4 protein-coding genes are annotated in these 2,156 nt (G+C 56.7%); 1 reads left to right on the forward strand and 3 read right to left on the reverse strand.

Going from position 1 to position 2,156, the window contains the following annotated elements:
* From HOJ95_00045 to HOJ95_00055, 3 genes are all read right to left on the reverse strand, one after another.
* On the reverse strand, positions 1 to 494 hold a 494-nt coding region (locus tag HOJ95_00045), incomplete at its 3' end, for a transglutaminase domain-containing protein (GenBank protein MBT6393073.1).
* A 58-nt stretch (positions 495 to 552) separates the two neighbouring features.
* Complete coding sequence (locus HOJ95_00050; GenBank protein ID MBT6393074.1) at positions 553 to 1,485, reverse strand: LLM class flavin-dependent oxidoreductase; 933 nt, start codon at positions 1,483 to 1,485, stop codon at positions 553 to 555.
* Positions 1,486 to 1,746: 261 nt separating this feature from the next.
* Positions 1,747 to 1,899 (reverse strand): hypothetical protein, encoded by a 153-nt coding sequence (locus tag HOJ95_00055; protein ID MBT6393075.1) that lies wholly within the window; start codon positions 1,897 to 1,899, stop codon positions 1,747 to 1,749.
* 78 nt (positions 1,900 to 1,977) lie between these two features.
* Here HOJ95_00055 and HOJ95_00060 point away from each other — a divergent pair.
* Positions 1,978 to 2,156 (forward strand): aminotransferase class I/II (locus HOJ95_00060; protein ID MBT6393076.1); only part of this gene is annotated, 179 nt, incomplete at its 3' end.

Raw genomic sequence — 2,156 nt, forward strand, 5'->3', positions numbered from 1 at the left:
AGATCGTGTATGCCATCGAAGTCAGGCACCGCTCTTCCGGTTCGCTCTCCTCCCTCGCGATCAACGGTGCAGTCGGCAACGAGCCATTTGCCGTTCAGGTAGACCTCGCCCGTCGAATGCCAAGGCTGGGGGCGCGTTCCGTACATCTTGCGCATCTTCTCGGGAAGGAAGGGTTTATCGGGGCAATCGACAACCTCGAATCCAATCCTTGCAGGAATCCCCGCTGCCCGGCATAGGGCGGCGAAGGCGGTCGCCTTGTGCATGCAAAATCCCCGGCCCTCGCGAATGAAATCAGAGGCCTTGCCTTTTCCGTCGAGTAGCATCTGGAAACCACCAGCAATATCGAAGGTGACATCCCGGACATAAGTGTGGATGCGAATGGCTTTCTCTGCCTCGCTCGTGCAGCCCTCGATCAACTCACGGGCTTTTGCCTCAACGAGCGGCGATTCGGAGTCTGAGTATTTGCCGGGTTTGAGGTAGGCATCCATGTCCATGGCTTCTCCTCGAAGAATGATATTAGCCCAATAAACGGGCCATGATAATGCTTCTGCGCTATTTACCCGCCTCGATGAGAGCAGGAAGAATCTCCTCGCCAGCGAGGCGGAGGCGATCCGGGTTCCTGTCAAGATTTGGGATGGCTACCAGTAATCGGCGCACCCCGGCATCGATGTAGGCTCGAAGGCGCTCGATGCAGTAGGCCGGGGTTCCTGCGATGAACCCAGAGTCCGGCGTTGATGTGAATTTGCGCCGCTCGGCCTCAGCTTTAACCGGGTCTTTATCCGGAACCATCAAAACCATCACCGAGGAGCGAAAATCTTCCGGCTCGCGCCCAGCGGCTCGGCAGCCATCGGCGAGCTCGCTCGAGCGCTCGGCAAATTGCTCGGGTGGCCAATAGCGGGCGTTGAATCCTTCGGCGTGGCGCGTGGCGACACCCAACACCTTGGGCCCCTCGCCGCCGACCCATATGGGTGGGTGCGGTTTTTGTACGGGCGGCGGGTTGCAGTAGGCCCGCTCAATTTGAAAGTGGTCTCCTTTGAAGGTGGGCTCGGGCTCACACCACATACATTTCATTACCTGGATGGCCTCTTCCATCTGGGCAATTCGAACAGAGGCCTTGGGAAACTCGTAGCCATAGGCTCGATATTCTGCCTCGACCCAGCCGGCCCCGATACCCATCTCGACGCGACCGCCGCTGATGACGTCGAGTGTGGCGGCCATCTTTGCGAGAAGAGCCGGGTTTCGATAGCCCATGGCAAGCACACTTTGGCCCAGCCGAATTCGCTCCGTGTCCCTGGCCAGGGCGGAGAGGGTTGTCCAGACCTCAAGGAGAGGGTTCACCGGGGAGGAATGTGACTCTAGCGGGCGCCCTGTGGCTTGGCGGATACGCTCCTGCCGTGGCCCGCCGGGAGGCAGGGTGAAGAAATGATCGCAGAGCCAAATAGAGTGAAAACCCTGCTTCTCGGCTTCTTGAGCAAAGCCGCTCATGGGTTCGTATTCTCTTACGGCCAGCCCCTCGGTGGTGAGTGCGAGAATCAGGCCAACTTCAACGGGCGCGTTCACAGGATTACTCCTATAAGAGCGGTTTCAACTCTGCTTAATCAAAGTATAGATGAAAACCGGTGGGCCGGTATACGTGCAATGGCGACTCGGGCGGAAGAGGATGGGGTGAATGTGAAGTTCAGGCGAGCAGGCAGGGGGCTAGAAAAAAAATCGAACTTTTCAAGATGAAAATTGGCCAGTCCTAAATCATGAGGGCGAAAGCTGGATATCGTGCTCGGAGCCTATTTCTTCATATTGCCGGACTATTTGTTCGGCTTCCTTTAGGTCTTTGTTAAGTTTTTCTATCGTATCGTCTGCGCGGCAAAGATTTTCGGAAAGCTGGTGGGCCAGTCCGGTCATGACCTTTCTCTGGAGACTCAAAAGCTGGGAGGAGAGCACCTCTGAGGAGATGGAGAGCACGACCGATGTTATTTTGTCATGGCCGCCGTCTACCCGGAGGGGACCATTGTCACCGGTGGTCTCTCGAAGGATCGCTCAAGCGGCGGCTATCGATTTGGGGTGAGTATCATGCCGGAGGATGCCGATGCGTTGACGAATAATATTTTAAAGGTGGCGGGTTCGACTTTTTCGTGTGTCGCGGCACCAATACAATATGC

The sequence above is a fragment of the Nitrospinaceae bacterium genome (assembly GCA_018669005.1).
Taxonomy (GTDB): Bacteria; UBA8248; UBA8248; order UBA8248; family UBA8248; genus UBA8248.

Excerpts from the sequence above, each read along its gene's own strand:
- HOJ95_00055 (MBT6393075.1), bottom strand. The coding sequence starts at position 1,899 with ATGACCGGACTGGCCCACCAGCTTTCCGAAAATCTTTGCCGCGCAGAC.
- HOJ95_00050 (MBT6393074.1), bottom strand. The coding sequence starts at position 1,485 with ATGAGCGGCTTTGCTCAAGAAGCCGAGAAGCAGGGTTTTCACTCTATT.